This is a genomic window from Agromyces humatus (assembly GCF_021228295.1).
GTDB lineage: Bacteria > Actinomycetota > Actinomycetes > Actinomycetales > Microbacteriaceae > Agromyces > Agromyces humatus.
Genome location: NZ_JAJQPD010000002.1, coordinates 453403 through 478867, shown reverse-complemented (window position 1 = coordinate 478867; position 25465 = coordinate 453403). Strand labels below are relative to the sequence as shown.

Here is a 25465-nt window from a genome sequence, read left to right as displayed (position 1 = left end):
GCGCTCCCTTCGCCGGACTACTTCTTCGTGTCTGCCGCCACCTGCTCAGCCTGCGTGAGCACGCCGCGCAGGCTCTCGAAGTAGCCGGCGACCGCGTCGCGCTCGATCCTAATCTGCGACAGGCGGTCTTCGGCGTCAGCCACGAGGGCGCGAGTGCGCTCTTCGGCGTCGGCGATGAGCTTGCGCGCCTGGTCGTGTGCCGCAGCGATGCGCTCGCGTGCCTCTTCGTCGGCCCGGTCGCGAACCTGGGCGATCTCGGCGCGGCCTTCGGACTCGAGGCGGTCGGCCTCGGCGCGGCTCTCGGCGGTGCGGGCGACCGCGTCGGCGAGTTCGGCGTTGGCGTCGGCGAGGAATGTCTGGGTCTGGGCGACGGCGTCCTGATGGGCCACGAGCAGCTCCTGCTCGGCCTCGTCGCGCTTGGAGGTGAGCTCGGACTCGAGGTCGAGGCGGGCCTTCTCGATCTCGCGTTGCTGCCGGTTGACCTCGTGCGTGGTCTTCTTGCGCAGCGCGGTGAGCTGGTTGTCGAGGTCGATGCGTGCCTGCTCGGCCTCGGCGTCGAAGTCGGCGCGGGCCTGCTCCTGCTCGAGTGCCAGGTCGGCGCGCATCTGGTCGAGGTCGGCGGCGTGCTTGGCGCGAATGCGCTCGAGCTCGTGCTGGAGCTTCAGTCGGGCCGCCTCTGCCTCGCGCTCGAGGTCGACCGCGGTCTGCTCACGCTGCTCGACGAGCTCGGCGCGTGACGCCTCGAGCTCGCGGTCGAGGTCGGTGCGCGCCTGGTCGAGTTCGTGCACGAGCGCCGCGCGACGCTCGGTGATCTCGGCGTCGATGGCCGAGCGCGACTCGGCCGACTCGCGCTCGAGGTCGAGGCGCGCCTGCTCGGTCTCGGAGGCGAGGTCGATGCGCGCCTGCTCGGTCTCGCGCGCGAGGTCGGCGCGGGCACGGTCGAGCTCGATGGCGACCTCGGCGCGAGTCTGCTCGGTTTCCTGCGCGAGGCCGGCCGCCGTGGCCCGGGCTTCGTTCGCCTCGGTGTTGGCGGCGGTCAGGATCTCGGATGCCTTGCGCTCGGCTGCGGAGACCGCGGCGGACGACTCGCGCTTCGCGCTCGACCGCAGCTCAGCGGCCTCGGTGGTGACGGATCCCCGGATCGCGGCGGCGTCGCGAGCGGCGTCCTGGCGGAGCTGCTCGCTCGTCTCGTGTGCGCGTGCCACCATGTCGTCGGCCTCGGCGCGCGCGTTCTCGAGCATCCGGTTCGCCTGGGCGCGCGTCTCGGTGAGGGTGCGCTCGGCGAGCTCGTGCGCGTCGGAGCGCATGAGGTGCGCCTCGTCTTCGGCGGCGCGGCGGAGCTTCTCGGCGTCGATATCGGCCTGGGCGATGAGGCGCGTCGACTGCTCTTCGGCGACGCGGAGGGTGTTCTCGAGCTTGGTGCCGAGGCCGGAGAACGTGGGGCTGCCGACCTCTTCGAGCTCGGCGGTGAGCTCTTCGATGCGCGCGAGCAGCCGCTTGTTCTCTTTCGCGTTGTCGGCGGACTGCGTGTTCGCGTTGATGATGTCGCGACGAAGGGTGTTGAGCGCCTTGTCGACCTCATCTTTGTCGTATCCGCGGAACACCTGCGTGAACTCGGTCTCTTCGACGGCCAATTCTTCCTCCGGGGTCTGACCCGCGTTCGTGGGGGGCTCGTGCGGGATGTGTCCGATTGTACGGCGGATCGGCGGGATGCCCGGACACGGGATGCTCAGCCCGTGGTTAGGAGACTCCCAGACATCGCCGGTAGTGTGGAATGTCTTTTGTCGGCGCCGCTGGTGCGGCCTTTGGAGGTAGTTCGTGCGTTTCGTCTTCGCAATCGTGGCGTTCATCGCTGCGGCAGTGATGATCGGGCTCGGCATCGCCCAGCGCACGGTGTTCCTCGAACCCGATCGTGCGGCGTTGTCGGCCGAGTTCAGCGGGGAGACCGCGTTCATCGTGGTCGAACCCGAGGCGCTCGCGGCGCAACCCGGAAAGCAGACCATCTCGGCGTCGGGCAGCGACACGGTGTTCGTCTCGTACGGGCGCAGTGCCGACGTCGAGGCATGGCTCGGTGAGACCCCCTACCAGTCGGTGTCCTTCGACGCCGAGCGCGGTGAGCTCACGAGCGAGGTCGTGACGATCGCACCCGTCGACGACCCGCTGCCGACCGAGCCCGCCCCGGCGACCGTGACACCGACCCCGACCCCGACGCCAGAGGCAGATGTGGCGCCCGACCCCGAGGCCCTCGCCGCCGCGTCGCCGATCGGCTCCGACCTCTGGCTCGACGAGTTCACTGCCGAGCGCACGCTCACGACGACCGTCGACGTCCCCGAAGACATCTCGGTGCTGATCGCATCAGACGGGCTCAGCCCGGCACCCACCCTCGTCGAGCTCGACTGGCCGGTCGACGATGCCACTCCGATGGCCGGGCCGCTCCTGGCCGGCGGCGCCATCGTGTTCCTCGTGGGAATCGGCCTCGTGATCTCGGGCTTCGTCCACCATCGCCGCTCTCGGGGCCCTCGCCGCAACCTGCCCAAGGGGCCGCGCGGCAAGCTGCCCAGCGCGCCGAAGCCGCCGCGGCGCAATCAGGTCGCCGGTGGCAGGCGCGCGATCGGTCGTGCGAAGCGCATCGCGCTCGTGCCCGTGTTCCTCGTCCCCGCGATCGCCCTGAGCGCCTGTTCGGCCGACTACTGGCCGAGCTTCGACCAGGCAGACGCCCCCGCGACCTCGGCCCCTGCGACGCCGCCGGCGTCGGGTGAGCCGACCGAGACCGTCGAACCCGACGAGCCCACGGTCCAGCCGGCGGTCAGCGTCCCGCAGATGGAGCGCATCATGCGCCGCCTGGCCGTGTTCACGGGCGAGGTCGACGAGGCTCGCGATGCGACCCTCGCCGCAGAGCGGTTCACCGGCCCGGCGCTCGAAGCCCGCGCCGCGAACTACACCATTCGCGGAAATCTGCCCGATCACCCCGCACCGCCGGCGATCCCGGCTTCGCCCCTCACCCTGACCCTGCCGCAGCAGGTTTCGGGCTGGCCGCGCACGGTACTCACGATCGCGAAGAACGCCGACGACCCGACGATCGCTCCCACGGCGCTCGTGCTCGTGCAGGAGTCGCCGCGCGAGAACTACCACGTGCTCTACTCGATGGCGTTGGCGCCTGAGGCCGACGTGCCCGAGGTCGCGCCCGCCTCGATCGGCGCCGCCCCGATCTCACCCGAGTTCAAGGGCCTCGTCATGCCGACCGGGCAGGTCGCCGCGGCCTACGCCGATGTGCTGCTCAAGGGCGACGAGTCGGAGTTCGCAGCTGCGTTCGATCCCGAGGGCGACCTTCTGCGCGAGCAGCTCGGCGTCACCGGGCAGCAGGCGATCAACGACGGTCTGCCGGCCACGGCTGACGCGACGTTCTCGAACGCTGTCGGCGACAGCCCCACAGTCGCGCTGGCCACGAACGACGCGGGCGCGCTCGTGACCGTCTCGATCAACCAGACCGAGAAGGTCGTGCCGAACGACGGCGGTACCATCGGATTCGAGTCGGGCGCACCGGGTGCTGCACTCTCGGGCTTCACCGAGAAGAGCGCCAAGGGCGTGCAGCGCGAGATCGGCATCCAGTTGCTGTTCTACGTGCCCGGTGTCGGCACCGGCGACGAGAACCAGCAGATCCGGCTGCTCGGCTGGTCCGAGAGCCTCGTCGCAGCATCGGAGGTCCCATGACGAACGAGATTCCGCCCTCGGGCGCAGGCCTTCGTGGCGCGGTCGACCTGTCGGCCCTCGTCCAGCGGCAGCAGCAGGGGGCTGCGCCCGAGCACGGCGCGCACTCCACATCGGTGCCGGGCGATCAGGTCGTCTTCGAGACCGATGATGCGGCCTTCGGGCACACGCTCGAGCTTTCACGCACGGTTCCCGTCGTCGTCGCGCTCTGGGCGTCGTGGAGCGAACCGTCGAAGGTCCTGCTCGGTTCGCTCGAGCGGCTCGTGCGCGCCCGCGACGGCCGACTCGTGCTCGCTGCGGTCGACTCCGATCGCAGCCCGCAACTCGTGCAGGCCCTCCAGGCGCAGTCGATCCCGACCGTCGTGGCGCTCGTCGCAGGGCAGCCGGTACCGCTCTTCGCCGGTGTGCAGCCCGACGACGTGATCGGCCAGGTGTTCGACCAGCTGCTCGAACTCGCCGCACAGCACGGGGTCACCGGTCGCATCGAGGCCGGCGAGGCCGGCGCGGCCGGCGGCACTGAGGGCGCGAGCGCGGAGCCGGTCGAGCCGCCGCTGCCTCCGCTGCATCAAGAGGCGTACGACGCCATCGAGCGGGGCGACTACGACGCCGCGGCATCCGCCTATCGCACCGCGATCGCCCAAGACCCTCGCGACTCGCTCGCGACCGCCGGGCTCGCACAGGTGAACCTGCTCGGCCGGCTCAAGGGCAAGACGCTCGACGAGATCCGTTCGGCTGCGGCATCCGCACCCGACGACCTCGACGCTCAGCTCGACGTGGCCGACCTCGACCTCTCGGGCGGGCACATCGACGACGCCTTCGATCGTCTGCTGAACCTGTTCTCGACGCTCGACGCCGACGACAAGAAACTCGTGCGCGAGCGCATCGTCGAGATGTTCGAGGTCGTCGGCACCGACGACCCGCGGGTCGCGGCGGCCCGCCGTCGGCTGGCGAGCCTGCTGTACTGACGTTTCCGCAGTCTCGATTCGGCGCTGAGGCGCCTGCTCGACCGCGGCGGCGCTGACGCGCCTGCTCGACCGGCGAACTCAGTCGAGCGTGAACCAGACCGCCCCGAGCGGGGGCAGGGTGAACACCCCCGACGCGGGGCGCCCGGCCCACGGGGCATCCGTCACCTCGACGCCGCCGAGGTTGCCGACACCCGAACCGCCGAACTCCGTCGCGTCGGAGTTCAGTACCTCGCGCCAGCGCCCCGCGATCGGCAGGCCGACGCGGAAGCCGTCGTGCGGGCGCCCGGCGAAGTTCACGATGCACAGCAACGGGCGCCGTTCGCGGTCGTAGCGCAGGAACGCGATGATGTTCTCGGACGCCGCGCCGCCCTCGACCCACTCGAAGCCGGCTGAGTCGTCGTCGAGCTGCCACAGCTGCGGCAGCGATCGATAGCCGCGGTTGAGCGCGCCGACGAACTCGGCGAGTTGCTTGTGCGTCGGCTGGTCGAGGATCCACCAATCGAGGCCGCGCTCCTCGCTCCACTCGGACAGCTGCCCGAACTCCTGGCCCATGAACAGCAGTTGCTTGCCCGGGTGCGCCCACATGTACGACAGGTAGGCACGCACGTTCGCGAGCTGCTGCCAGTGGTCGCCGGGCATCTTGCGGATGAGCGAGCCCTTGCCGTGCACGACCTCGTCGTGGCTGATCGGCAGCACGAAGTGCTCGCTGAACGCGTAGAGGAACGAGAACGTGAGGTCGTTGTGGTGGTGCGAGCGGTACATCGGGTCTTTCGAGATGTACTGCAGGGTGTCGTGCATCCAGCCCATGTTCCACTTGTAACCGAACCCGAGCCCGCCCGAGCTCGTCGGCGCGGTCACGCCGGGCCATGATGTCGACTCCTCGGCGATCATGACGATGCCCGGGTTGCGCTTGTAGGCGGTGGCGCTGACCTCCTGCAGGAAGCCGATGGCCTCGAGGTTCTCGCGCCCGCCGTAGATGTTCGGCTCCCACTGTCCCTCTTCGCGCGAGTAGTCGAGGTAGAGCATCGAGGCGACCGCGTCGACACGCAGCCCGTCGACGTGGAACTCCTCGAGCCAGAACAACGCGTTCGCGACGAGGAAGTTGCGCACCCGGGGGTTGCCGTAGTCGAACACGTAGGTGCCCCAGTCGAGCTGCTCACCGCGCCGCGGGTCGGCGTGCTCGTAGAGCGGTTCGCCGTCGAAGCGGGCGAGGGCCCAGTCGTCTTTCGGGAAGTGCCCGGGCACCCAGTCCATGAGCACCCCCACGCCGGCCTGGTGCAGCCGGTCGATGAGGTACCTGAGGTCGTCGGGCGAGCCGTAGCGGCTCGTCGCGGCGAAGTACCCGGTGACCTGATAGCCCCAGGAACCACCGAACGGATGCTCCGCCAGCGGCATGAACTCGACGTGCGTGTAGCCCAGCCAGTCGAGGTACTCGATGAGCTCGTCGGCGACCTCGCGATATCCCTTACCGGGTCGCCACGAGCCGAGGTGCAGTTCGTAGATCGACATCGGCAGCTCGTGCGGGTTGGTGGCGGCTCGCCGCGACATCCAATCGCCGTCGCGCCATTCGTGGGAGCTTACGCTCACGACCGACGCGGTCGCGGGGGCGATCTCGGCCTGGCGGGCCATGGGATCGGCCTTCATGACCCACGCGCCCGAGCCGGTGAGGATCTCGAACTTGTAGATCGTGCCGGGCTCGAGGTCGGGCACGAACAGTTCCCACACGCCTGATGAGCCCATGCTGCGCATCGCGTGCCCGGCGCCGTCCCACCGGTTGAACTCGCCGACGACCCGCACGGCCCGGGCGTGCGGCGCCCACACGGTGAAGGCGGTGCCGCTCACGGCCCCGGCGACGCCCCAGTGGTCGCGATAGCGGGCACCGAGGCTCTTCCAGAGTTCTTCGTGGCGGCCCTCGCCGATGAGGTGCAGGTCGAGTTCGCCGATCGTCGGGGCGAAACGATAGGGGTCGTCGGCCGACCACTCGGTGTCGCCGTTGTAGTGGGCGATGACGCGGTAGTCGGTCGGTCCGAAGGCTCCCGCCCCGGCCCACACGCCGTGCCCGACGTGCTCGAGCGGCACGGGCGTGCCGTCGGCCAGCACCGCCTCGACGGAGTCGGCGAGGGGGCGTCGTGTGCGGATCACGGTGAACGGGCCGCGCTCCTGCGCGAGGTCGAAGCCGTGCTGCCCCAGCACCGAGTGCGGATCCGAGTGACGGCCCTCGGCGACCGCGGCGAGCACCTCGTCGGCGATGACGGGTGCGGCGACTGGTTCAGGCATGCGGGCCCCTTCTCACGTGCAGGATGTGCGCGGGGCGGGTGAACGCGTCGAGCCGCACGTAGTTCGACGCACCCCACTCCCAGACCGTACCGGTGACGAGGTCTTCGACCTCGAAGCGCGCGCCGGGCTCGAGCCCGATCTCGGCGAGGTCGAGGTGCACCGTCGTCTCGCGCACCGAGTGCGGGTCGACGTTCGCGACGACGATGATGGTGTCGTCGACGCCGGTCGGGGTGAAGCGGCCCTCGAGATGCTTCGAGTACACCAGTACCGAGTCGTCCTCACTGTGATGGAACCGGATGTTGCGGAGCTGACCGAGCGCCGGGTGGTCGGACCGGATGCGGTTCAGGATGCCGAGGTACAGCGCGAGCGATCGGCCCTCGGCCTCGGCCGCGTCGAAGTCGCGGGGCTTGTACTCGTACTTCTCGTTGTCGATGGCCTCTTCGGCGCCGGGCCGCGCGACCGATTCGAACAGCTCGAAGCCCGCGTACACGCCCCAGAGCGGTGCCGCCGTCGCGGCGATCGTCGCGCGCACCGTGAATGCCGCCGGCCCGCCGAACTGCAGGTACTCCGTCAGGATGTCGGGGGTGTTCACGAACAGGTTCGGCCGCATGAAGTCGGCGGTGTCCTGCGAGACCGACGTCAGGAACTCCTCGAGCTCCTCCTTCGTGTTGCGCCACGTGAAATACGAATACGACTGCTGGAACCCGACCATCGCGAGCGCCTGCATCATGGCGGGTCGCGTGAACGCCTCGGCGAGGAACACCACGCCCGGGTCATCCGCATTGATCGTCGCGATCAGCCGCTCCCAGAACCACAGCGGTTTCGTGTGCGGATTGTCGACGCGGAAGATGCGCACGCCCTGCTTCATCCAGTGGCGGACGATGCGCAGGACCTCGGCGAGGATGCCCTCGGGGTCGTCGTCGAAGTTCACCGGATAGATGTCCTGGTACTTCTTCGGCGGGTTCTCGGCGTAGCGGATGGTGCCGTCGGGCAGCTGCGTGAACCAAGCCGGGTGCTCGGCGACCCACGGGTGGTCGGGCGCGGCCTGCAGCGCCAGGTCGAGGGCGACCTCGATGCCGAGCGCGTTCGCGCGGCGCACGAACGCGCGGAAGTCGGCGAGCGTGCCGAGGTCGGGATGTACCGCGTCGTGGCCGCCGGCGCTGCCGTCGCGCGTCGCACCCCCGATCGCCCACGGCGAGCCGGGATCGTTCGGGCCGGGGTTCAGCGTGTTGTTCGGGCCCTTGCGGTTGGTGACGCCGATCGGGTGGATCGGGGGCAGGTACACGACGTCGAAGCCCATCGCGGCGACACCGTCGAGGCGGCGCATCGCCGTGCGGAAGGTGCCGCTCTTCCATCGGCCGTCTTTGAACTGCTTCGCGCCCTCGGAGCGGGGGAAGAACTCGTACCACGAACCGACACCGGCGCGACGGCGCTCGACGAGGATCGTGTGCTCGGGGGAGGCGGTCGTGAGGCGGGTGAGCGGGTCGCCGACGAACTCGGCGAGCAGCGGGTGGTCGACGAGGGCACGGCGTTCGGCGGCGGATGTCGCTGGGTCGCGCAGCGCCGCCGCCAGCGCGGTCAGCTTCGTGCGCGTCGCGCGGGCGCGCGTCTTCTCCGCGACCGCGCGATCGATGAGCCGCGCACCGATCTCGTACATGAGCTCGACGTCGACGCCCGCGTCGACCTTGAGCGCGGCGTCGTGCCGCCACGTGGCGATCTCGTCGTCGAAGCCCGTGACGTGCCAGCGCCACTCGCCGACCTCGTCGAGCAGCACCTTCGCCTCCCACCGGTCGGTGCCGGGTGCCATCGGCGCCATGCGCTCGCGACGCTCGACGCCCGAGGGGCTCATGATCACGAGCATCGCGCCCACCTGGTCGTGCCCCTCGCGGAACACGGTCGCCCGGAACGGCACGACCTCGCCCTCGAACGCTTTGGGGCGCCAGCGGGCATCGGGCAGGGCTGGGGTGAGCCGCGTCACGGGGATGCGGCCGGCGAGCACAGGGGCGGTCGTCACGGTTCGACCGTAGCGCGTTTGTGCGCGTTGAGCCTGTCGAAACCGGTGGCGATATGTCACTCGGGCGGCGAAGCTCATCGAGATTCCGCCCGGTGAGTCTCGCGTGGTCTGTACCCTCCGAATTGGGGGTAAGCGCTCACGATAGCTCTACAGTTGATACGAGCCGGTACCTGAGACAGGCATGGGTGAGTTCGGTTGCCGGGAGAACGATGCGCATACTACGAGGTCCTTCGGCGCGGCAGTGGAGCGGGCCGCTGTGGCCACTTTCGGCGACCTTGACCTTGTTGACGGTTGCCAGTGGTGTCGCGTATCTCGCGTCGGGTGCAACCGCCAACACAGTACCGGTTTGGCTCGCCATGTTGATGCTGTTGGCGTGTCTGAACTTTGTTGCAGTGATAGCGCTTGTATTCGCCTTCTTGGTCAAGGCGATTCGCGAATCAAAGCAGGGATACACCACGGCGGGTGGCTTGTATCCAGAGCTTCCGCTCGTTGACTCGAAGAGCGGCGAGGTGCTTGTCGAAGCGGTAGCGCGCGGCAGGCGAACGGCCGGTAGTCATGTCCGGTGAGGACTTCGGCAGTCGGATGGGTGAGGGCGGCTCCGTTCTCGTGCCACTCGATTCGTCGTTCGCGCGCTCACTCGCCATCGTGTTCGAGCATTCGCGGCAGGTAACCGAGGGCGTCAAGCCGCCGCACGATGAACGGGGCGAGCGGTCCCCGCGAGAGCGCCGTTCGGTAGAAGCGGGGACCGCGTTCATCGGCCGTGAGCAGGCCGCGGCCGAGTAGGCCGCGGATTGCGACTGAACGCTGTGACGGCGTGCCGGGCAGCGCGGGTGCCAAGTCAGCGGCCTTCACCACACCGGTGACCGCGGCGATCTGCAGTGCGGATGCTTCTTCGAGCGTGAGGCCGCCGCTCGCGCGAAGTGCATCGATCGCAGGGCTGAGCAGCTCTCGAGTCACGAAGTCGAAGTCCTGCATGCGCACGAGACGTTCGAGGTCTTGACGCAATCCGTGCACGAAGAACTCGCACCAGGCGAGCGTGCCGGTGCCTGACAGGTCGTCAGCAGCTTCGAGCGCCGCGTAGTAGCCGTCGCGGTCATTGCCGAACACCGCGGTCGGGTTGACGGCGCGGTAGCCGGGAATTGAATCGAAGCCGTTTCTGCGGAGCATCGCATATGTGAAGAGCCGCGAGACGCGCCCATTGCCATTCGTGAACGGATGGATCCAGACGAAGCGGTGGTGGGCGATTGCGACGTGGATCATCTGCTCGTGGGTCGGCATCTCGCGATTCGCGAAGTCGAGCAGTGCTGACATCTCTGCGTGCACGTACACGTGCGACGGCGGGGCGTGGGCTGAGTCGCTGATCGAGACCTCGTTCGATCGGTACTCGCCCGGGGTGCGATCTCCCTCGCGGGACAGGTCGCTCACAGCGATGCGATGCAACTCGCGAATCAGCACGTGGGTGATCGGCTGGGCAGCGTCGATCGAGTCGATGAAGTCGATGCCATCGAGGATGTTCATGATTTCGTGAAGGGAGTCGGTGGGCGACTCCTCGCCGGCATCGACCGGGCCGAGTTGGCTCAGCGCGTCGTATACGGTCGTGTGATTGCCTTCGATGCGAGCCGAGATCACGCTCATGACGACTCGGAACAACGCGTGCAATTCGACGAGCGTCTCGACGGGCGTGGTGCCAGTGCCGAGGTCGCCGCGAAGTCGTTCGATCGCGAACGCGTCGCGCACGAGTGCCGACCCGAAATCGACGGGTGGGAGCACGTACTTCTTGTCGATCACACGGATCCTAATTGTCGGCAGACGATTGACTATTTGTGATTCTGCCTGATTGAGTGCTGAAAAGACAGGGCCTAACACCCAGGGCATATCCGAAGTATTTGTCGTCTCGTTGGTGAAAACTTGTCCAACGCCTCCTTGAGGACTTGGCTGTCGCGCGATATCTTGCTGACCCCCCGTTCACACATTCGTCATGCACCGCCCATAGGGTTGACCCCGTGAAGCCGATCCGCAAGTTCACTGTTCGCGCCGTCGTTCCCGGCTCCCTGAGCGCGCTCGAGGAGCTCGCCGGCAACCTGCGCTGGTCCTGGCATGAGCCGACCCGGCGCCTGTTCGAGCACATCGACCCCGTGCTGTGGCGCACCTGCGAGCGCGACCCGGTCGCGTTCCTCGGCGAGGTCGATCCGGCACGACTCGGTGAGCTCGCAGCCGACGGCGGCTACCTCGAGTGGGCCGAGCGCGAGCGGGCGGGGTTGCGCGAGTACTTGTCCGAGCCGCGGTGGTTCCAGTCGCTCGGTGCCCGGGTGCCGGCCACGATCGCGTACTTCTCGCCCGAGTTCGGCATCACCGAGGCGCTGCCGCAGTATTCGGGCGGCCTCGGCATCCTCGCGGGCGATCACCTGAAAGCGGCATCCGATCTGGGGGTTCCCCTCATCGGCGTCGGGCTCTTCTACAAGTCGGGGTACTTCTCGCAGTCGATCTCGCCCGACGGCTGGCAGCAGGAGCGATACCCCGTGCTCGACCCCGATGGCCTGCCGTTGTCGGTGCTGCGCGATCCCGACGGCTCGCCCGTGCAGATCACGCTCGCGCTGCCCGACGGCGCGAGCCTGCACGCCCGCGTCTGGAAGGCCTCGATCGGGCGCATCACGCTGCTGATGCTCGACACCGACATCCCCACGAACACCGATGAGCTGCGTACGGTGACCGACCGGCTCTACGGTGGCGGCGGTGAGCACCGGCTGCTGCAGGAGTTGCTGCTCGGCATCGGTGGCGCCCGCGCGGTGCGGTCGTTCACCTCGCTCAGCGGCACGCCCGCGCCCGACGTATTCCACATGAACGAGGGGCACGCCGGGTTCCTCGGCCTCGAGCGCATCGCGACGTACATCGGCGAGGGGCTCACGTTCGCCGAGGCGCTGCAGCTCGTGCGCGCCGGCACCGTGTTCACGACGCATACGCCCGTGCCGGCGGGCATCGACCGGTTCGACCGCGGGCTCGTCGAGCGGTACCTGACGAGTTCTCTGCTCCCCGGCGTCGAGCCGGCCGATGCGCTCGCCCTCGGTGTCGAGCCCGGCGCCGACCCGGCGACGAGTGCATTCAACATGGCGGTCATGGGCCTGCGGCTCGCGCAGCACGCCAACGGCGTCTCGAAGCTGCACGGCCAGGTCAGTCGCCGCATGTTCGGCGACCTGTGGCCAGGCTTCGACGCCGACGACGTGCCGATCACCTCGATCACGAACGGCGTGCACGCACCCACCTGGACCGACCCGGCCCTGCTCGGCGTCGCCGAGTCGACCCTCGGAACGGGCGACACCGAGCACGCCGACTGGCGCAGCGACGCGCTCAGCGACGCCGAGTTCTGGAACGTCAAGCGCCGTATGCGCCTGCAGCTCGTCGAAGACGCCCGCGGACGCCTCGCGGCGGCGTGGAGCGAGCAGCACTCGGGCTCCGCGGCTCCGAAGTGGATCTCGAAGGTGCTCGACCCCGACACCCTCACCGTCGGGTTCGCCCGCCGTGTGCCGACGTACAAGCGGCTCACCCTCATGCTGCAGGACCCCGAGCGACTCAGGTCGATCCTCACCAACCCCGAGCGGCCCGTGCAGTTCGTGATCGCCGGCAAGTCGCATCCGGCCGACGACGAGGGCAAGCGGCTCATCCAGCAGCTCGTGCAGTTCGCACAGCAGCCCGAGCTGCGCGACCGCATCGTCTTCCTCCCCGACTACGACATCGGCATGGCGCAGGTGCTCTACCCCGGCTGCGACGTCTGGCTCAACAACCCGCTGCGCCCGCTCGAGGCATGCGGCACCTCGGGCATGAAGGCCGCGATGAACGGCGCGCTCAACCTGTCGATCCTCGATGGCTGGTGGGCGGAGTTCGCGGGTGACGACTACGGCTGGGTGATCCCTTCGGCCGATGCCGCCGGCGACGCCGGCGAACGCGACGCGCTCGAAGCGGCGGCGCTCTACGAGCTGCTCGAGCACCACGTGGCCACGCGTTACTACGAGCGCGACGGCGACGGCGTTCCGGTCGAGTGGGTGCGCCGCGTGCGGCAGACCCTTGCAACGCTCGCCCCCGAACTCGGCGCCGATCGCATGGTGCGCCAGTACGTCGAGGAGCTCTACCGGCCTGCCGCCGAGCACGCGGCCGTGATGATCGCCGACGACGCCCGCAGCGCCCGAGACCTCGCCGCATGGGCGGCGCGGGTGCGCGGCTCGTGGCCCAACGTGCAGGTCACGCACGTCGAGTCCGGTGGCGTCGACAGCCCGCACGTCGGCGACCAGTTGCAGCTGCGCGCCTACGTCGAGCTCGACGGGCTCTCCGCCGACGACGTCACCGTCGAGGTCGTCTACGGCCGCAGCCGTGCCGACGACACCATCGACGCGGTGCGGCGTGCGTCGCTCGCGCCGGCACCGGTGACGGATGCCGCGTCCGCGGCCGCCTCGTCGGGACCCCGCCTCTACACGGGCACCGTCACCCTCGATCGGGCGGGCGCGTTCGGCTACACGGTGCGGGCGGTGCCGCGGCATCCGCTGCTCCTGTCGACCGCCGAACTCGGCCTCGTCGCCGTCGCAACGTAAGCGCTAGCGGGAACGCGCGATCGGGGCGTACTGCCCGCCCGTGACCGCGATGAGGTCGTCGGGGGAGAGCTCGAGGTCGAGCCCCCGGCGTCCACCCGACACGAGGATCGTCTCGCAGAGGATCGCCGACTCGTCGAGCACCGTCGGCAGCGGGGTCTTCTGCCCGATCGGGCTGATGCCGCCGACGACGTAGCCGGTCTTGCGCTCGGCGACCTTCGGGTCGGCCATCTCGGCGCGCTTGGCGCCGAGCGCGTGCGCGAGCGCCTTGAGGTCGAGCTGCAGCGCCACGGGCACGATGCCGACCGCGAGCTCGCCGTCGATGGTCGCGAGCAGGGTCTTGAACACCCGCTCGGGTTCGACGCCGAGCTTCTCGGCGGCCTCGAGGCCGTAGGCCGCGGCGCGCGGGTCGTGGTCGTACGAACGTGCCGTGAAGGCGATGCCGGCCCTCGTCAGCGCGAGGGTCGCGGGGGTTGCCGCCGACGCCGCGGATGCGGCATCCGATCGCTTGGTCACGCCGGCGTTCCGTCGACGCGGAACAGCCGCATCGACGGTCCCTGGATCGTGACCTGCTCGCCCGGTGCGTGCTCGCCGCCCAGCCCGTAACTGGGCGACTCCTCGGCCGAGTCCCACAGGAGCGTGTACCCGGCGACGCCCCCGTGCGAGGGAAGGATGACCTCGGCGGCCGATTCGCTCGCGTGCACGACGAGCAGGATGCGGTTGAACTCCTCGAACTCGGGCGTCGACGCCGCGAGGAACTGCAGCGTCTGCTCGCCGGGGTCGTTCCAGTCGTCGATGGTCATCGTGCCGCCCTCGGCGTTGAACCAGTCCATCTGCGAGGCGTTCTTCGTGGTCTCGCCGAGCCGGCCGAAGTGTACCGGACGCAGCGCGGGATTCTCGGCGCGCAGTCGAATGAGGTGCCGCGTCGTCGCGAGCAGGTCGGGCCCGAACCGGGGGCGCTGCTCGGCGTCCCACGCCATCCAGGTCAGCGGCGAGTCGTGGCAGTACGCGTTGTTGTTGCCGCGCTGGCTTCGGCCGAACTCGTCGCCGGCGGTCAGCATCGGCACGCCCGCCGACAGCAGCAGCGTGCCGAGCAGGTTGCGGATGCTGCGCCGCCGCGCCGCGCGGATCGCCGGGTCGGCCGCCTCGCCCTCGACGCCATGGTTGTACGAGTTGTTGTTGTCGGTGCCGTCGCGGTTCTGCTCGCCGTTGCCCCGGTTGTGCTTCACGTCGAACGCGGTGAGGTCGGCGAGCGTGAAGCCGTCGTGCGCGGTGATGAAGTTGAGGCTCGCGAGCGGCCCGCGCTCGACCGAGAACGTGTTCGACGAGCCCGCAAGGCGGGTCGCGAACCGGCCGATGCCGCTGACGCCCGGGTCGCTCGCACGCTCGCGACGCAGGTCGCCCAGCCAGAAGTCGCGCATGCGGTCGCGGTAGCGGTCGTTCCACTCGCTGAAGCCCGTGGGGAAGTTGCCGGTCTGCCAGCCGCCGGGGCCGACGTCCCACGGCTCGGCGATGAGCTTCGAGGCGCTCAGCACGGGGTCGGCGAGCATCGCCTGCAGCAGCGGATGCTCGGGCGTGAACTGCTCGTGGTCGTCGCGGCCGAGCGTCGCGGCGAGGTCGAGGCGGAACCCGTCGACCTGCAGCTCGTCGGCGAAATACCGCATCGAGTCGAGCACGAGTCGCTGGGCGGGTTCGCGGCCGAAGTCGAGCGAGTTGCCGCACCCGGTGGTGTCGACGTAGCGCCCGTGCGCGTCGTGACGGTAGTAGGCCGCGTTGTCGATGCCGCGGAACGAGTACGTCGGGCCCTGACGGCCCTCTTCGGCGGTGTGGTTGTAGACGACGTCGAGGATGACCTCGAGCCCCGCCTCGTGCAGGCGCTTCACCATGCCGGCGAACTCGCGCCGCACGGCCGAGGCGCCCTCGGCCTGGGCCGCTGCCGACGCGTACGGCGCGTGGGCCGCGAAGAACGCGAGCGTGTTGTAGCCCCAGTAGTTGAGCTTGCCCTGTCGTACGAGCCGCTCTTCGGAGACGAAGGCGTGCACGGGCAGCAGCTCGACTGCCGTGACGCCGAGCCCCGTGAGGTACTCGAGCGATGCGTCGTGGGCGAGCCCGGCGTAGGTGCCGCGCAGCGGTTCGGGGATCGCGGTGTTGAGTTTCGAGAAGCCGCGCAGGTGCGCCTCGTAGATGACCGTGTGATCGAGCCGGGTGCGCGGCTTTACGACGCCGCCCCAGTCGAAGCCGGTCTCGGTGAGCGAGGCGAGCGCGACGCCGCGCCACGAGCCGTCGTCGGCCTTCGCCAGACCCCTCGCGTACGGGTCGAGCAGGGAATGCACGGGGTTGAACGCGTGGTCGAATCCGGCCGGCCCGTCGACGCGCAGGCCGTAGTGCGCGCCCGGCACGAGCGTCGCCGATGCCCCGCTCCACACGCCGTGCTCATCGCGGGTCAGGGGGGTGCGTTCGGCTGCCCAGTCGAGGTCGTCGGCATCGAAGATCACGAGGTCGACGGATGTCGCGTGCTCCGACCAGACGCGGATCGCACCGCCCTCTGCGCCGGTGCGAACACCGAGGTCAAGCAGGGGATCGGGCGCAGACATGGGTTCTACAGTAGGACACATGGTCTATCTCGACCACGCCGCCACGACCCCGATGCTGCCCGAAGCCATCGAGGCGCTCACTGCTGCCCTCGCGGTCGTCGGCAACCCCTCGTCGATCCACAGCGCGGGGCAGCACGCCAAGCGCCTGCTCGAGGAGTCGCGCGAGCAGGTCGCCGCGACGCTCGGCGCCGACGGCATCGAGGTCATCCTCACCGGCAACGGCACCGAGGCCGTCAACCTCGCGATCAAGGGCATCTGGTGGCAGCGACAGACCACTGCCCGCCGACGCATCCTCATGCCGGCAGGCGAGCACCACGCGACGCTCGACACCGTCGAATGGCTCGCACAGCACGAGGGTGCCGTCATCGACGAGGTCGCGGTCGACGACGTCGGGCGCGTGCGGCTCGACGCCCTCGAGTCGGCCCTCGGCGATGGGTCATCCGTCGCCCTCGTCACCATGCTGTGGGCCAACAACGAGGTCGGCACCATCCAGCCGGTCGAGCAGGTCGCCCGGCTCACCGCGCGAGCCGGCGTGCCGCTGCACGTCGACGCGATCTCGGCGTACGGGCAGCTGCCGATCGATTTCCACCGTCTGCGGCGAGTGACGGATGCCCCACGCGGCGTCGGTCTCGTCGCCCTCAGCGCCTCGGCGCACAAGATCGGCGGGCCGGCCGGCATCGGCGCGCTGGTGCTCGACCGCACGGCGGCCGTCGAGCCCCTCATCCACGGCGGCGGCCAGCAGCGCAAGGTTCGCTCGGGCACGCAGGATGTCGCGGCGGCGGCCTCGTTCGCGGCGGCGGCACGCGTGGTCGCCGCGCGTCTCGACGACGACGCGCCCCGCATGGCCGCGCTGCGCGACCGGCTCATCGCCGGGGCGCTCGCCGCGGTGCCGTCGGCTCGGCTCTCTGGCGACCCTTCGCCTGAGGGGCGGTTGCCCGGCAACGTGCACTTCTCATTCCCGGGCTGCGAGGGCGACTCGCTGCTGTTCCTGCTCGACGCCGCCGGCGTCGCGGTGTCCACCGGATCCGCGTGCCAGGCCGGAGTGCCCGAACCTTCGCACGTGCTCATGGCCATGGGCCGCACCGAAGCCGACGCCCGCGGCGCCCTGCGCATCACGATCGGGCACACGTCGACCGACGCCGACGTCGATGCCTTCCTCGCAGCGCTCCCTGCCGCGCACGCGCAGGCCACCCGCGCCGGCCTCGCGGCCCGTGCCACCTCGTTCGACCGCTGACCGCCGCCCACGCGGCATCCGCTCAGGCGAGCCTGCTTACACTGGAGTGGTGAAGGTTCTCGCAGCGATGAGCGGCGGCGTCGACAGCGCCGTCGCAGCCGCGCGCGCCGTCGAGGCAGGCCATGAGGTGGTCGGCGTGCACCTCGCGCTCAGCCGCAACGCCGGAACCCTGCGCACGGGCAGCCGTGGCTGCTGCACCATCGAAGACTCGATGGACGCGCAGCGGGCCGCCAACGTGCTCGGCATCCCCTACTACGTGTGGGACTTCTCGGAGCGGTTCAAGGCCGACGTCGTCGACGACTTCATCGCCGAGTACACCGCCGGCCGCACACCGAACCCGTGCATGCGCTGCAACGAGCGCATCAAGTTCGCCGCCCTGCTCGAGAAGGCGCTCGCGCTCGGCTTCGACGCCGTCGCCACCGGCCACTACGCGAAGATCGTCGAAGACGCCGACGGCCACCGCGAGCTGCACCGCGCGAGCGCCGAGGCGAAAGACCAGAGCTACGTGCTCGGCGTGCTCACATCCGAGCAGCTCGCGCACGCGTACTTCCCGCTCGGCGACACCCCGTCGAAGGCGCTCGTGCGCGAAGAGGCGGCACGCCGCGGACTGAGCGTGGCGCAGAAGCCCGACTCCTACGACATCTGCTTCATTCCCGACGGCGACACCAAGGGCTGGCTCGCCGACAAGGTCGGCACCGCGACCGGCGACATCGTCGACCGCAGCGGTGCCGTCGTCGGGTCGCACGAGGGTGCCCACGCGTACACGGTCGGCCAGCGACGCGGCATGCGTCTCGGCACGCCGGCCGCCGACGGCAAGCCCCGGTTCGTGCTCGAGGTGCGGCCGAAAGAGAACACGGTCGTCGTCGGCCCGAAAGCGGCGCTCGCAGTCGGGCTCATCGCGGGATCGCGGTTCTCTTGGGCCGGACTCCCGCCCGCAGACCCCGCGACGTCGTTCGACTGCGACGTGCAGATCCGCGCCCACGCCGACCCGGTTCCCGCGGTCGCCGTGCTCGTCGACGACGAGTTCGTCGTCACCCCGGAGCATCCGCTCGACGGCGTCGCACCAGGGCAGACCGCCGTCGTCTACGCCGGCACGCGAGTGCTCGGGCAGTTCACGATCGACCGCACCGTGAGTGCGGTACCGGTCGGCTGAACGCGACCGGCGCGCACGATGCCGCGCCGATTCGAGCGACGTCACGATCAGATCCCGGGGCGTCGTCTCCTCGCAGGCGGCTCGCTCCGACGGTGGGCTCGGCGCCCACGCCAGCTCATTCGACGTGACACACTGCTGACCTCGGCACCGACCGGGCACACCCAGTCGCGGCGTGACCGGTCCGCGTCCCTATCACTCTGCAGATGCGACGCAGCGGGCCGGAACCTCGACCCAGGGACCGCCTTCGCGTAGATTCGCGCTGGCGCTACCCCGGCGCCGAGCGAATGACGAGGAGAATCCGTGACCTACCCACGCGAAACCGTCGACCCGAACCGATATCACGCAGACCCGAACGAAGATCCGGCGGCGCCGTTCCGCAACTTGGCGCCCGCGCCCACGACGAGCCCGACGATGATCATCGAACCGCGACTCGACGACTGGGAGGACCCGGCCGTCTCCATCCCGCCCACCCGCGAGGAGGTCGTCGAACGCCAACGCGCTCGATTCGGCGGGCTGAAGGTCGGCTCGGCGTTCTTCGGGTGGCTCATCGCCACGGGCGTCGCGGCGATCGTCATCCTGGTGGTCGCCGCTACGGGCGTCGCGCTCGGGCTCGATGTCGCGCAGAGCCCGCGGGCATTGGCACGAGACATCCCACTCGACCCCGACGCAGTCGGCTGGATCAGCGTCGGGGCATTGCTCGCATTGCTGTTGGCAGCGTTCACCTGCGGCGGCTACGTCGCCGGGCGCATGGCACGCTTCAGTGGCGTCGCGCAGGGCCTCGCGGTCTGGGTCTGGGCCCTCGTGATCGCGCTCGTCGTGGTGCTCATCAGCGTCGTGCTGGGCGGCCGGACCGACATCCTCGGCTACCTGGACGTGCTCCCGCGGCTTCCCGTTCCCGACGATGCTCTGACGATCGCGACCATCATCGGCGCGGTCGTCGTCGCCATCGTGAGCCTCGGCGGTGCCATGCTCGGCAGCCTCGCGGGCGTCCGCTACCACCGCAAGGTGGATCGCGCCGGGTTCGAGGCGTAGCGCGCGTCCGCGACGCCGTCGGCGGTCGCCCGTAGGATGGCGCCTGTGAGCGACATCCCGACCGACTTCGAAACCGCACGTGCCGAGGCCGAGGCGCTCGCGGAGCGCATCGAGCGCTATCGAACCACCTACTACTCCGAGGGCGTGAGCCTCGTCAGCGACGCCGAGTACGACGTCGACTTCCATCGACTCGAGGCGCTCGAACGCGCCTTCCCCGAGCTTGCCGGGCAGGACAGCCCGACTCAGCAGGTCGGCGCGGCGCTGGTGTCGGCCGGGTTCCCGTCGCACGAACACGCCGAGCGCATGCTGAGCCTCGACAACGTGTTCACGCTCGACGAGTTCGCCGAGTGGGCGACGAAGGCACAGGCTGCCGCGGGGCGTGCCGTGCGCTGGCTCTCCGAGCTCAAGATCGACGGATTGGCGATCAGCCTCGCCTACCGCGACGGCGTACTCGAGACGGCGACGACCCGTGGCGACGGCCGGGTGGGCGAAGACATCACCGAGAACATCGAGTTCATCCCGGCGATCCCACGCCGGCTCGCTGGCGACGGCTTCCCGACCTTCTTCGAGGTGCGTGGCGAGGTCTTCCTTCAGCCGCACGACTTCCAGGCACTCAACGAGCGGCAACACCGGCTGCAGGCCGAGTTCGTCGCCGAGCAGCGCGAGAAGGGCCGGGCCGAAGACGCGATCCCGACTCGCTTCCCCGAGTTCGCCAACGCACGCAACACCGCAGCGGGCAGCCTCCGTCAGCGTCGCGAGAACAAGTCGGCGCCGCAACTCGAACTCATGCGAGATCGGCTCGGGCGGCTCTCGTTGTACCTGCACGGCATCGGCGCGTGGCAGAACCCGCCGGTATCGAGCCAGTCCGAGATCTACGGGCTTCTCGCCGGCTGGGGCCTGCCGGTGTCTCCGCACTCCCGCGTGTTCGACTCGGTCGACGAGGTGACCGCGTTCATCGCCGATCGCGGCGAGCATCGCCATGACGTCGAACACGAGATCGACGGCATCGTCGTGAAGGTCGACGAGCTCGAGCTGCACGCCGAGCTCGGCGCGACCAGTCGGGCGCCGCGATGGGCGATCGCATACAAGTACCCGCCCGAGGAGGTGCACACGAAGCTCCTCGACATCCGTGTCGGCATCGGCCGCACCGGGCGCGCGACGCCGTACGCGGTCATGGCGCCCGTGAAGGTGCAGGGCAGCACCGTCGAGCAGGCGACGCTCCACAATCAAGACGTCGTGAAGGCCAAGGGCGTGCTCATCGGCGACACCGTGGTCCTTCGAAAGGCCGGCGACGTGATCCCCGAGATCCTCGGCGCCGTCGAAGAGCTCCGCGACGGCACCGAGCGCGAGTGGCACATGCCCGAACGCTGCCCCGAGTGTGCAACACCGCTCCGCCCGATGAAAGAAGGCGACATCGACCTCCGATGCCCGAATGCAGAGTCCTGCCCCGCACAGGTGCGGGGGCGCGTCGAGCACATCGGGTCGCGGGGCGCGCTCGACATCGAGGTCCTCGGCGAGGTCACCGCCGCTGCACTCACGCAGCCGTCCGTGCCGTCCACCCCGCCCCTCGTCACCGAGGCGGGACTCTTCGACCTGACCGTCGACGAGCTCGTGCCGATCGAGGTCGTCGTCCGTGGCGCCGAGACGGGGGAGCCGAAGACCGACCCCGTCACTGGAGAGGAGGTCCGCCGTGCCCCCTTCCAGAAGGTGCGCATCACCTACCCGCCCGGCACCGACGAGCTGACGCCCACCGAGCGCCGGGCCCGAGGCATTCGCAAGAACCACCGCGAACTGCTCCCGTCCGAGGCGGCGACGAAGCTCGTTTCCGAGCTCGAGAAGGCGAAGACGAAACCGCTCTGGCGCATCCTCGTCTCGCTCAACATTCGTCACGTCGGCCCGGTCGCCGCGCGAGCGCTCGCCGACCACTTCGGCTCGCTCGACGCGGTCCGAGCCGCGTCTCGCGAGGAACTCGCCGAGGTCGAGGGCGTCGGCGGCATCATCGCCGACTCGCTGCTCGACTGGTTCGAGGTCGACTGGCACCGCGAGATCGTCGAGCGCTGGGCGGCCGCGGGGGTGCAGTTCGCGACCCCGGGTCATCCCGGCCCGGGGCGAGCGGCCGATGCCGACGGCGTCCTCGCCGGGCTCACGATCGTCGCGACAGGCAGCCTCGACGGCTTCACCCGCGAGGGCGCACAAGAGGCGATCATCGCGGCCGGCGGCAAGGCGGCCTCGAGCGTCTCGAAGAAGACCGACTTCGTGGCGGCGGGCCCCGGTGCGGGTTCCAAGCTCTCCAAGGCCGAAGACCTCGGCATCCGGGTGCTCGATGCGGCGCAGTTCGCGGTGCTCGTCAGCGAGGGGCCGGCGGCGCTCGACGGGTGAGGTGGCCGGTCGTCGACCCCGGCCCTACCGCCGGGTGCGCGAGGGGCCCGGCACGCGGCATCCGATGCCTCGACCCACCCCGATAGAATCGGTTGATCCCCACCACGAGACGACGGAGCAGCATGTCCGAAATCAGTGCAGAGCAGGTCGCACACCTCGCGAACCTCGCACGCATCGCGCTCACCGACGAAGAGATCGGGCACTTGACGACCGAGCTCGCCCAGATCATGCACGCGGTCGAGAAGGTGAGCGAGGTCGCCACGCCCGACGTGCCGCCGACCAGCCACCCGATCCCCATGCAGAACGTCTATCGCGACGACGTGGTCGGCGCCAGCGTGCTGAGTGTCGACGAGGCGCTCGCGGGCGCCCCCGAGCGCGACGGCAACCGCTTCGTGGTGTCGGCGATCCTGGGAGAAGAGCAGTGAGCGACGACCTGATCCGCCTGTCCGCCGCCGATCTCGGCGCCAAGCTCGCCGCCGGCGAGGTGTCGTCGGTCGAGGCGACCCGTGCGCACCTCGACCGCATCGCCGCCGTCGACGGTGCCGTGCACGCGTTCCTGCACGTCGCGGGCGAGCACGCGCTCGAGACCGCGGCCGCGGTCGACGCGAAGCGTGCCGCAGGCGACAAGCTCGGCCCGCTCGCGGGCGTGCCGATCGCGGTCAAAGACGTGCTCGTCACCAAGGGCATGCCCTCGACGTCGGGCTCGCGCATCCTCGAGGGGTGGATCCCGCCCTATGACGCGACCCCGGTCACGAAGGTGCGCGAGGCCGGCCTCGTGCCCCTCGGCAAGACCAACATGGACGAGTTCGCCATGGGTTCCTCGACCGAGCACTCCGCCTACGGTCCCACGCACAACCCGTGGGACCTCGAGCGCATCCCCGGCGGCTCGGGCGGTGGATCCGCGGCATCCGTCGCGGCGTTCGAGGCGCCGCTCGCGCTCGGCAGCGACACCGGCGGGTCCATCCGTCAGCCGGCGCACGTCACCGGCACCGTCGGCGTCAAGCCCACGTACGGCGCGGTGAGCCGTTACGGCTCGATCGCCCTCGCCTCGTCGCTCGACCAGATCGGCCCGGTCACGCGCACGGTGCTCGACGCCGCCCTGCTGCACGACGTCATCGCCGGGCACGACCCGCTCGATTCGACCTCGATCCCCGAGAGCTGGCCATCGATGGCCGAGGCGGTCAGGCGCGCGGATGTCTCCGGCCTGCGCATCGGAGTCATCAAGGAGCTCGACGGCGAGGGCTTCCAGGCCGGTGTCCGGCAGCGGTTCCACGAGTCGCTCGACCTGCTGGCGAAGCAGGGTGCCGAGATCGTCGAGGTCTCGGCCCCGCACTTCGAGTACTCGATCGCGGCGTACTACCTGATCCTTCCCGCCGAGGCGTCGTCGAACCTCGCGAAGTTCGACTCGGTGCGGTTCGGCCTGCGTGTCACGCCCGACGGCGGCGGCACGGTCGAGCAGGTCATGGCGGCCACGCGCGAGGCCGGTTTCGGCCCCGAGGTGAAGCGTCGCATCATCCTCGGCACCTACGCGCTCTCGGCCGGCTACTACGACGCCTACTACGGCAGCGCCCAGAAGGTGCGCACGCTCGTGCAGCGCGACTTCGACGCGGCCTTCGAGCAGGTCGACGTGCTCGCCTCGCCGACCGCACCGACGACGGCGTTCAAGTTCGGCGAGAAGCTGGCCGACCCGCTGTCGATGTACCTCAACGACATCGCGACGATCCCCGCGAACCTCGCCGGCGTTCCCGGCATCTCGGTGCCGGCGGGCCTGGCGCCCGAAGACGGCCTTCCCGTGGGCATCCAGTTCCTCGCGCCCGCGCGCGAAGACGCACGTCTCTACAACGTCGGCGGCGTACTCGAGCAGCTGCTCGAGGCCGAGTGGGGCGGTCCGCTGCTCGCAAGCGCCCCCGACCTCTCGACCCATGAGCTCACCGCGACCGAGGAAGGCGCACTCTGATGGCCCGCGCTGAACTGATGGACTTCGACAAGGCCCTCGAGCTCTTCGAGCCGGTGATCGGCCTCGAGGTGCACGTCGAGCTGAACACGACGACCAAGATGTTCTCGCCGGCTCCGAATCCCGCCAACTCGGCGTATCACGGTGCCGAGCCGAACACCCTCGTGTCGCCGGTGTGCCTCGGGCTGCCAGGCTCGCTGCCGGTGGTCAACGGCGACGCGGTTCGTTCGTCGATCTCGCTCGGTCTCGCGCTGGGCTGCTCGATCGCACCGTCGAGTCGTTTCGCGCGCAAGAACTACTTCTACCCCGACCTCGCGAAGAACTACCAGATCTCGCAGTACGACGAGCCGATCGCCTTCGAGGGATCGGTTCAGGTCGAGCTCGTGAACGGCCGTGTGTTCGACGTGCCGATCGAACGCGCGCACATGGAAGAAGACGCGGGCAAGCTCACGCACGTCGGTGGTTCGACCGGTCGCATCCAGGGCGCCGAGTACTCGCTCGTCGACTACAACCGCGCCGGCGTGCCACTCGTCGAAATCGTCACGAAGCCGATCTTCGGCGCCGAGGCCGACGCGCCCGAACTCGCGAAGGCCTATGTGTCGACCATCCGCGACATCGCGCTCTCGCTCGGCATCTCCGAGGCGCGCATGGAGCGCGGCAACCTGCGCTGCGACGCGAACGTGTCGCTGCGACCGCGCGGTGCCGAGCAGCTCGGTATCCGCACCGAGACGAAGAACGTGAACTCGTTCCGCTCGATCGAGCGAGCGGTCCGCTACGAGATCCAGCGGCAGGCGGCGATCCTCGCCAAGGGCGGCTCGATCACGCAGGAGACGCGGCACTGGCACGAAGACACGGGCACCACGAGCCCGGGCCGGCCGAAGTCCGACGCCGACGACTACCGCTACTTCCCCGAGCCCGACCTGCTGCCGGTCGTGCCGTCGGCCGAGCTGATCGAGGAGCTGCGGGCGGCGCTTCCCGAGCCTCCCGCCGCGCATCGGCGCCGGTTGAAGGCCGAGTGGGGCTTCACCGATCTCGAATTCCAGGATGTCGCGAACTCGGGCCTGCTCGTCGAGCTCGAAGAGACGGTGAAGGCGGGTGCGACGCCCGCCGCGGCGCGCAAGTGGTGGACGGGCGAGATCGCCCGCCTCGCGAACGCCGCTGGCCAGGATGCCGCGAGCCTCGTGATCCCCGAGCACGTCGCCGAGCTCGCGCAGCTCGTCGACGCAGGCACCCTCACCGACCGGCTCGCCCGACAGGTGCTCGAGGGCGTCGTCGCGGGCGAGGGGTCCCCGCAGCAGATCGTCGACGCACGTGGACTCGCGGTCGTCTCCGACGACGGAGCACTCATCGCGGCCATCGACGAGGCGCTCGCGTCGCAGCCCGACGTGCTCGCGAAGATCCGCGACGGCAAGGTGCAGGCCGCCGGCGCGGTCATCGGCGCGGTCATGAAGGCGATGCACGGCAAGGCCGATGCGGCGCGGGTGCGCGAGCTCGTGCTCGAGCGCGCCCAAGGCTGACGAGCAGGGCGTTACGGTCGCCATCGACGCCTTCGTGACCCCGGGGGCCCGAAGGCGGCCG

At 69.8% G+C, this 25465-nt stretch carries 16 protein-coding genes; 10 read left to right on the top strand and 6 right to left on the bottom strand.

What is annotated here, in order from left to right; translation table 11 throughout:
* Positions 1–17: 17 nt before the first annotated feature.
* Positions 18–1634: a DivIVA domain-containing protein gene (locus tag LSF15_RS04875; RefSeq protein ID WP_232497389.1), complete on the bottom strand. Its 1617-nt coding sequence runs from the start codon at positions 1632–1634 to the stop codon at positions 18–20.
* A gap of 184 nt (positions 1635–1818) precedes the next feature.
* Here LSF15_RS04875 and LSF15_RS04870 point away from each other — a divergent pair, with 184 nt between their 5' ends.
* The gene (locus LSF15_RS04870) at positions 1819–3711 is read left to right on the top strand and encodes a DUF8094 domain-containing protein (protein WP_232497388.1); all 1893 of its coding nucleotides are present in this window, start codon (positions 1819–1821) and stop codon (positions 3709–3711) included.
* Positions 3708–4673, top strand: a complete 966-nt coding sequence (locus LSF15_RS04865) for a tetratricopeptide repeat protein (protein ID WP_232497387.1) — start codon at positions 3708–3710, stop codon at positions 4671–4673. The genes LSF15_RS04870 and LSF15_RS04865 overlap by 4 nt, the downstream gene beginning before the upstream one ends.
* A 78-nt stretch (positions 4674–4751) precedes the next feature.
* On the opposite strand, the gene glgB is transcribed toward LSF15_RS04865, so the two are convergent.
* The 3 genes from glgB to LSF15_RS04850 form a co-directional block, all read right to left on the bottom strand.
* Positions 4752–6950, bottom strand: coding sequence for a 1,4-alpha-glucan branching protein GlgB (gene glgB, locus LSF15_RS04860; protein ID WP_232497386.1), 2199 nt, complete (start codon positions 6948–6950; stop codon positions 4752–4754).
* The gene (locus LSF15_RS04855; protein WP_372459907.1) at positions 6943–9042 is read right to left on the bottom strand and encodes an alpha-1,4-glucan--maltose-1-phosphate maltosyltransferase; all 2100 of its coding nucleotides are present in this window, start codon (positions 9040–9042) and stop codon (positions 6943–6945) included. Before LSF15_RS04855 ends, glgB begins: the two co-directional genes overlap by 8 nt.
* 555 nt (positions 9043–9597) lie before the next feature.
* On the bottom strand, positions 9598–10752 hold the full coding sequence (locus LSF15_RS04850) for a Fic family protein (protein WP_232497384.1): 1155 nt from the start codon (positions 10750–10752) through the stop codon (positions 9598–9600).
* A 215-nt stretch (positions 10753–10967) separates the two neighbouring features.
* Here LSF15_RS04850 and glgP point away from each other — a divergent pair, with 215 nt between their 5' ends.
* A complete protein-coding gene (glgP, locus tag LSF15_RS04845; RefSeq protein WP_232497383.1) occupies positions 10968–13544 on the top strand; it encodes an alpha-glucan family phosphorylase in 2577 nt (858 codons plus the stop codon).
* A 3-nt stretch (positions 13545–13547) separates the two neighbouring features.
* Here glgP and ybaK read toward each other — a convergent pair whose 3' ends face one another.
* Both ybaK and glgX read right to left on the bottom strand, forming a co-directional pair.
* Positions 13548–14057 carry a Cys-tRNA(Pro) deacylase gene (ybaK, locus tag LSF15_RS04840; RefSeq protein ID WP_232497382.1) on the bottom strand — a complete coding sequence of 170 codons (510 nt, stop codon included), beginning with the start codon at positions 14055–14057 and terminating at the stop codon, positions 13548–13550.
* Positions 14054–16135: a glycogen debranching protein GlgX gene (gene glgX, locus LSF15_RS04835; protein WP_232497381.1), complete on the bottom strand. Its 2082-nt coding sequence runs from the start codon at positions 16133–16135 to the stop codon at positions 14054–14056. The genes ybaK and glgX overlap by 4 nt, the downstream gene beginning before the upstream one ends.
* A gap of 19 nt (positions 16136–16154) precedes the next feature.
* Here glgX and LSF15_RS04830 point away from each other — a divergent pair, with 19 nt between their 5' ends.
* The 7 genes from LSF15_RS04830 to gatB all read left to right on the top strand — a co-directional run bounded on the left by LSF15_RS04830 (position 16155) and on the right by gatB (position 25404).
* Positions 16155–17369, top strand: a complete 1215-nt coding sequence (locus LSF15_RS04830) for a cysteine desulfurase family protein (RefSeq protein WP_232497380.1) — start codon at positions 16155–16157, stop codon at positions 17367–17369.
* A gap of 49 nt (positions 17370–17418) precedes the next feature.
* Positions 17419–18522, top strand: coding sequence for a tRNA 2-thiouridine(34) synthase MnmA (gene mnmA, locus LSF15_RS04825; RefSeq protein WP_232497379.1), 1104 nt, complete (start codon positions 17419–17421; stop codon positions 18520–18522).
* A 300-nt stretch (positions 18523–18822) separates the two neighbouring features.
* The gene (locus tag LSF15_RS04820; RefSeq protein ID WP_232497378.1) at positions 18823–19554 is read left to right on the top strand and encodes a hypothetical protein; all 732 of its coding nucleotides are present in this window, start codon (positions 18823–18825) and stop codon (positions 19552–19554) included.
* Positions 19555–19590: 36 nt separating this feature from the next.
* Positions 19591–21933: an NAD-dependent DNA ligase LigA gene (ligA, locus tag LSF15_RS04815; RefSeq protein ID WP_232497377.1), complete on the top strand. Its 2343-nt coding sequence runs from the start codon at positions 19591–19593 to the stop codon at positions 21931–21933.
* A gap of 122 nt (positions 21934–22055) precedes the next feature.
* Positions 22056–22358, top strand: coding sequence for an Asp-tRNA(Asn)/Glu-tRNA(Gln) amidotransferase subunit GatC (gene gatC / locus LSF15_RS04810; protein ID WP_232497376.1), 303 nt, complete (start codon positions 22056–22058; stop codon positions 22356–22358).
* A complete protein-coding gene (gatA, locus tag LSF15_RS04805; protein ID WP_232497375.1) occupies positions 22355–23890 on the top strand; it encodes an Asp-tRNA(Asn)/Glu-tRNA(Gln) amidotransferase subunit GatA in 1536 nt (511 codons plus the stop codon). Before gatC ends, gatA begins: the two co-directional genes overlap by 4 nt.
* Positions 23890–25404, top strand: a complete 1515-nt coding sequence (gene gatB / locus LSF15_RS04800) for an Asp-tRNA(Asn)/Glu-tRNA(Gln) amidotransferase subunit GatB (RefSeq protein WP_232497374.1) — start codon at positions 23890–23892, stop codon at positions 25402–25404. The genes gatA and gatB overlap by 1 nt, the downstream gene beginning before the upstream one ends.
* Positions 25405–25465: the final 61 nt, after the last annotated feature.